General features: G+C 42.0%; 5 protein-coding genes. 4 read left to right on the forward strand and 1 reads right to left on the reverse strand.

Annotated elements, in window-relative coordinates:
- Positions 1–5 precede the first annotated feature (5 nt).
- Positions 6–1,352 (reverse strand): MATE family efflux transporter, encoded by a 1,347-nt coding sequence (locus KQI66_RS10245; RefSeq protein ID WP_216429248.1) that lies wholly within the window; start codon positions 1,350–1,352, stop codon positions 6–8.
- Between the two features lie 500 nt (positions 1,353–1,852).
- Between KQI66_RS10245 and KQI66_RS10250 the strand changes: the two genes are divergently transcribed.
- From KQI66_RS10250 to KQI66_RS10265, 4 genes are read left to right on the forward strand one after another with little or no spacing between them, the layout of a single operon-like run.
- Positions 1,853–2,299, forward strand: coding sequence for a MarR family winged helix-turn-helix transcriptional regulator (locus KQI66_RS10250; protein WP_216429250.1), 447 nt, complete (start codon positions 1,853–1,855; stop codon positions 2,297–2,299).
- A gap of 25 nt (positions 2,300–2,324) precedes the next feature.
- Positions 2,325–3,998: an HlyD family efflux transporter periplasmic adaptor subunit gene (locus KQI66_RS10255; RefSeq protein WP_216429252.1), complete on the forward strand. Its 1,674-nt coding sequence runs from the start codon at positions 2,325–2,327 to the stop codon at positions 3,996–3,998.
- A gap of 15 nt (positions 3,999–4,013) precedes the next feature.
- On the forward strand, positions 4,014–4,772 hold the full coding sequence (locus KQI66_RS10260; RefSeq protein WP_253287746.1) for an ABC transporter ATP-binding protein: 759 nt from the start codon (positions 4,014–4,016) through the stop codon (positions 4,770–4,772).
- A 5-nt stretch (positions 4,773–4,777) separates the two neighbouring features.
- On the forward strand, positions 4,778–5,968 hold the full coding sequence (locus tag KQI66_RS10265) for an ABC transporter permease (RefSeq protein WP_216429254.1): 1,191 nt from the start codon (positions 4,778–4,780) through the stop codon (positions 5,966–5,968).
- Positions 5,969–6,029 lie beyond the last annotated feature (61 nt).

Consider the following 6,029-nt stretch of genomic DNA (forward strand, 5'->3'; position numbering starts at 1 on the left):
CTGTTTTATATATTCAGCATAACCTTCTCCGGGTGTCGTTTGAGCCACATATATGCCGTTACCGAAATAAATACCGAAAGCAGAGAGCCTAACGGCGATGCCAGTCCCATGGGAAAAAGTGATGCCGTGAAAAATTTTGATGCCATGTATGCAACGGGTATTCTTACGGCAAGAATCGAAATGCAGTTGTTCATAAACGGAATGTTGGACAGGCCGCATGCGCAGAAATATCCGCAGAAACTGAAATTTATTCCGGCAAATACGCAGTCCCATACATAGCTGTGCATATATTTTCCGCCAAGCTGTATTACAGTAGAATCGCTTGCAAAGAGTGAAACTGCATTTTCGGCAAAAAACTGCATAGCTATCGATGTCGTCACTCCGAAGGCAACGGCGATTATTGCCGCATACTTTAATGTAAGAACAGCACGCTCCGGCTTTCCTGCACCGATGTTCTGTGCGGAAAGGGCAGAAACGGTGGAAAGCATGGAGGACGGAATAAGGAAAAATATTCCGATAAGCTTTTCGACTATTCCTACTGCCGCCGCATCGTTTAAGCCTCTTCGGTTTGCAAATATTGTTATGACTATGAACGATACCTGTATAAATCCGTCCTGGACGGCAACCGGTATGCCGATTTTAAGCAGACTTCCCATTGTGGCTCTGTCCGGCTTTAAGTCCGATTTTGTTATTTTCGGCAGCATTTGCTTTTTGTGTATTGCCGCAAGAGAAATAATTACGCTGACCGTCTGCGAAAGAGTCGTGCCCAAAGCCGCTCCTGCCGCACCGAGCTTGAAAAAGCCGATGAAAACATAATCGAGAATTATGTTGAAAACACAGGCAACCGCAACAAAGTACATAGGGCTTTTGGTATCGCCGATGCCTCTGAAAACAGAGCTGATTATGTTGTAGGTGGTTATGAACGGAATGCCTATAAAGCAGATGATGAGGTAATCCTTTGCCTGCGGAACCGCCTCCGTCGGTGTGGAAATAAGTGAGATTATTCCGTTGACAGAAAGAAGAAGAACGACCGTAACAACAGCCGCAAGTATAGCAAAAAGCGTTATAGTGTTGCCTATTGCACAGGATATTTTCCTGCGGTTGCCTTCGCCGACGGCACGGCCGGTCATCACCGTTGTCCCCATGGCAAGCCCGATTATTATTACGGTAAGCATGTGCATTACCTGACTGCCGACCGAAACAGCCGTTGTGCTGTCAACGCCGTTGAACTGTCCGATTATGAATAAATCTGCCATGCCGTATAATGTCTGTAAAAAATATGAAAGCAGATACGGAAGTGAAAAATAGATAACCGTTTTGAGTACACTGCCTTCTGTTAGATTTCTTTCCATAAAAATATGCTCCTTATGTTTATTTTAACAGAAATAAGTGTAAAGTCTATAACGATTATAGAGTCAATATGATTTTATTTATATTTGAAAAAATTTTGGCGGGGAGCTGTAAATGTTTATATATAGAATGGCTTTTATTTATCAATCCGAACGAATCGGTAAAATAATAAACCACAAAGATAAATATATGATTGTTACATGTGTAACAGAATAAATAATTCATATTAATAATAGAATTATTAGAAATTTTTAATAATTTTTTAAGCTGTTTTAATTAAATATTAAATTGACGAAAACATTGATTTTATCAGCTTTTTTGATAGATATTCCGTACACGAACTATATTTTTTGATGTATATTGGAACTAAAACGATAAGAAAATTAAAAAAGTTAATTAGATTATAATTTTGTTGTAATTGACAATGCTTAAAAATAGGAATATCATTAAAAAAGCTTAAAATAGATTGTTATAAACAATAAATATATAAGGAGGTCTATATATGGAAATTAACGGCGTACTTTTATGTGAGCTGTCATCACATTTTGCCGATGAGCTGAAAACGGCCGCCATTGAGTGCAATCTTTCGGTCAATCAGGCAAAGGTTCTGCTGTCTGTCGGCGTTTATGATAAAAACGTGCTTACACAAAAGGATATTGCAAAAATATGCGTAACCGATACTCCGGCTATGTCAAGAACCATCGATAAGCTTGAAGAACTCGGCTTTATCGAAAGAACACGTTCCGATGAGGATTCAAGATGCGTTAAAATCGCTCTTACAGATGAAGGTGAAAAACAGAGAGTCATTCTTGTAGAAAGGGCGTCAGAGGCATTTAACAAAATCTTTTACAGACTGACTGAAAAAGAGAAAAAAACTCTTGTTGCTCTTCTTGTTAAGGCGTCATCGGGAAACGATGTTATCGGCGAGTTTATGAAAAATATGAATTAATATTAAATATGAAAGGAATGGAATCATGGAGGAAAAAAATAATATTGACGGCGAAAGCACGTCAAAGATTCCCAAGCTTAAGGGAAAGCCAAAAAAGAAAATAATTGCGATTATAGCCGTTATTGTTGTTATAATCATCGTTGTTTCCGCACTTGCAAGAGGCGGCAAAAAGAAAAACGACAGTTCATCTCAGTATACCTTTGCTACGGCGGAGAACATGGATATAACCGAGTCGCTTTCGGGAAGCGGCACATTACAGCCGGCTGACCAGTACACTGTATCAACTCTTCTTTCGGGAGAAATTCTTTCAGATACATTTGAAGAAGGCGACGTTGTAAAGAAGAATCAGGTGCTCTACCAGATGGATTCATCAGATGCACAGCGTTCAATCGAAAAAGCACAGCTCAACGCTTCTTCCGCACAGAGAAATTACTCGACAGCATCGGAAAATCTGTCCGACCTTAATGTAAAGAGCAAGGTAAACGGTACTGTTGTTGATGTGCTTGTCGAGTTAGGCGATAAGGTTAACGCAGGACAGCAGGTTGCAACTGTAAGAGATGACTCAACAATGTCGCTTGAGCTTGATTTCCCGGCCGATGAGGCAGAAAACTTCTATGTAGGCGAGTCGGCTGTTGTAACTCTTTACGGCTCATTCGAAACACTTAACGGTAATGTAGCCGAAATAAGCGGAGCAACAAACGTAGGCACAGGCAACACAATAGTTAAAAAGGTTAAAATAAACGTAACAAATCCCGGAGCCATTTCCGACAGCCAGATTGCAACAGCTGAGGTTGGCTCAAGTGCTTCAACATCAAGCGGAACATTTACATATAAAGAAAACAGAGCCGTATATGCAGAGGTAAGCGGCGATGTTTCAAGAATAGTTGCAGACGAAGGAACAAGGGTTTCCAACGGCTCAACAATTATCGCACTCGAAAGCTCAAGCGTAAGAAATTCCGTAAGTGCGGCGGCTGACAGTGTTAAGGATGCACAGCTTTCTCTTGAAAGCCAGTATGACAATCTTGACGATTTCACAATCAAATCTCCCATCGACGGCACAATAATCAGCAAAGACCAGAAGGCAGGAGACACAATAGATTCAAACACAAAGCTCTGCACAATTTATGACCTTTCTTACCTTAAGATAACAATGAATGTTGATGAGCTTGATATAAGCAAGGTATCTGTCGGACAGAAGGTTCAGATTACAGCCGATGCGGTAAGCGGACAGACCTTTGAAGGTAAGGTTACCTCCGTAAACCTTGCCGGAACAACTACAAACGGAGTTACAACATATCCAGTTGAGGTTCAGATAACAGATTATGGCAATCTTCTTCCGGGAATGAACGTAGATACTTATATTGTAGTAAATGAGGTTAAGGACGTTCTTGGTGTTCCTGCCGCAGCTATTTCAAGAGGCAACAGAGTTCTTGTTCAGACCGGAAATAAATTCGACGATACAAGCATTCCTTCGGGCTATGAATATGTTGAGGTTGAAACAGGCGTAAGCAGTGATGATTTTGTTGAAATAAAGAGTGGTATAAATGAAGGCGATTCCGTAGCATATATCGAAACAGGCAGCTCGGTTGATCCGTTTGCAATGATGATGGGCGGCGGTGTAGCACCCAGTGGCGGCGGCTCTTACGGCGGAGGCGGTGGAGATGCCGGTGGCGGAGCACCCGGCGGCGGACCTCAATAAAGGAGGAATCAGCCTATGAATAACATTGAACCGCTGATTGAGTTTAAGGACGTATCGAAGATTTATCACATGGGTGATGAAACAATACGAGCCGCAGACCATATCAGCTTTAAAATATATAAAGGCGAGTTTATCGCCATTGTCGGACAGTCCGGTTCCGGTAAATCCACCTGTATGAACATAATCGGCTGTCTGGACGTTCCCAGTGAAGGCGAGTATTTTCTCGGCGGAAACAATGTCGGAAAAATGAATACCGATCAGCTTGCGGAAATACGAAACAAAATGCTGGGCTTTATATTCCAGCAGTATAATCTTCTGCCTAAGCTTAATCTTGAAGAAAATGTGGAGGTTCCGCTTATGTATGCCGGAGTTCCGAAGGCAAAAAGAAAAGAGCTTGCCATGAAGTCCCTTGAAGGAGTCGGTCTTGCAGAAAAAGCAAATCACCTTCCCAACCAGCTTTCCGGCGGTCAGCAGCAGAGAGTTTCGATAGCAAGGGCACTTGCAGGAACGCCTTCGGTTATACTTGCCGATGAGCCAACCGGTGCTTTGGACTCCAAAACAGGACGAGAGGTGCTTAAGATACTCCAGAGCCTTCATAAAAAAGGAAACACAATAGTTCTTATCACACATGATAATTCAATCGCCGCAACTGCACAGCGGATAATAAGACTTGAGGACGGACACGTTGTATATGACGGACCTTCGGACAATCCCGATGCCTTTGTACATTCCGAATTCGGTCTGCACGCGGGCGATGGCGGAGAGGAGGAATAAGCGGAATGAATATAGCGGAAGCCTTCTCAATGGCGATAAAAAACATAAAATCCAATAAAACAAGATCTATACTTACAATGCTCGGTATAATTATCGGTGTTGCCGCCGTTATACTTATAACCGGTCTTGGAAACGGTATGCAAAATTATATGACCGAATCCTTTGAAAGTATGGGAACCAATACTCTTACCGTAAGCATAATGGGACGAGGTTCAAAGACAATGCCCTATGACGATATGCAGCAGCTTGTTGATGACAACATAGATACCTTTGAATATGTTTCACCCGATGTTACGGTAAACGGTGTTGCAAAGGTAGGTACGGAAACACTTGACACAACATCAATAAAGGGCATAAATGAGCAGTATTTCAGCATATATGATTACAATATCAGTCAGGGCAGAGGCTTTCAGTATATGGACATGAAAAACCGCGCTCATGTATGTATAGTCGGTTCGTATGTAAACAAGGCATACTATGGCGGTCAGGCGCTTGGCGATACGTTAAAGATAAACGGAAATACATATACAATAGTCGGAGTGCTTGAGGAAAAAGCCGACAGCGAAGAATCTTCAACGGACGACAGTATTTATCTTCCGTATTCAACAGTTTCAAGACTTTCCGGAAACGGCATTATAAGCTCGTATACGGTGTCTTTCCGAGATACCGACCATGCAAGTGAGGCAAAGGATCTCCTTGATAAGGAGCTTTATAAATATTTTAAAGATGATGACGCATATATGATTATTTCACTTTCCGAAATGCTTGATATGCTCACCGATATGCAGAACATAATGATAACAATTCTTACGGGAATTGCAGCCATATCGCTCCTTGTCGGCGGTATCGGTATCATGAACATAATGCTTGTATCGGTAACGGAAAGAACGAAGGAAATCGGTATACGAAAGGCGTTGGGAGCAAAGGAAAAGACCATATTGACGCAGTTCGTTATAGAGGCGGCAATGACCAGTGCCATCGGCGGTATAATCGGAATTATATTCGGATATATATTCTCCGGAGTGGCAACGGAGCTGATTGTGCAGATATTGCAGGAATCAATAACCGTTGTCCCTACAATAACGGCAGTGCTTACAGCCTTCGGCATATCCGCCGGAATCGGTGTATTCTTCGGATATATGCCGGCGAAGAAAGCAGCAAAGCTCAATCCTATCGATGCACTTCGTTATGACTAAAAGAGGAGGTAGAAGAATGAAGATAAAGGTTAAGAATATAATCAGTAAAATAGCCGCAGTC

The sequence above is a fragment of the Anaerotignum sp. MSJ-24 genome, assembly GCF_018918145.1.
Taxonomy (GTDB): Bacteria; Bacillota; Clostridia; order Lachnospirales; family Anaerotignaceae; genus Metalachnospira.

Bases quoted from the DNA above. Each gene is read 5' to 3' on its own strand.
- KQI66_RS10245 (WP_216429248.1), bottom strand. From the start codon at position 1,352: ATGGAAAGAAATCTAACAGAAGGCAGTGTACTCAAAACGGTTATCTAT.
- KQI66_RS10250 (WP_216429250.1), top strand. From the start codon at position 1,853: ATGGAAATTAACGGCGTACTTTTATGTGAGCTGTCATCACATTTTGCC.
- KQI66_RS10255 (WP_216429252.1), top strand. From the start codon at position 2,325: ATGGAGGAAAAAAATAATATTGACGGCGAAAGCACGTCAAAGATTCCC.
- KQI66_RS10260 (WP_253287746.1), top strand. From the start codon at position 4,014: ATGAATAACATTGAACCGCTGATTGAGTTTAAGGACGTATCGAAGATT.
- KQI66_RS10265 (WP_216429254.1), top strand. From the start codon at position 4,778: ATGAATATAGCGGAAGCCTTCTCAATGGCGATAAAAAACATAAAATCC.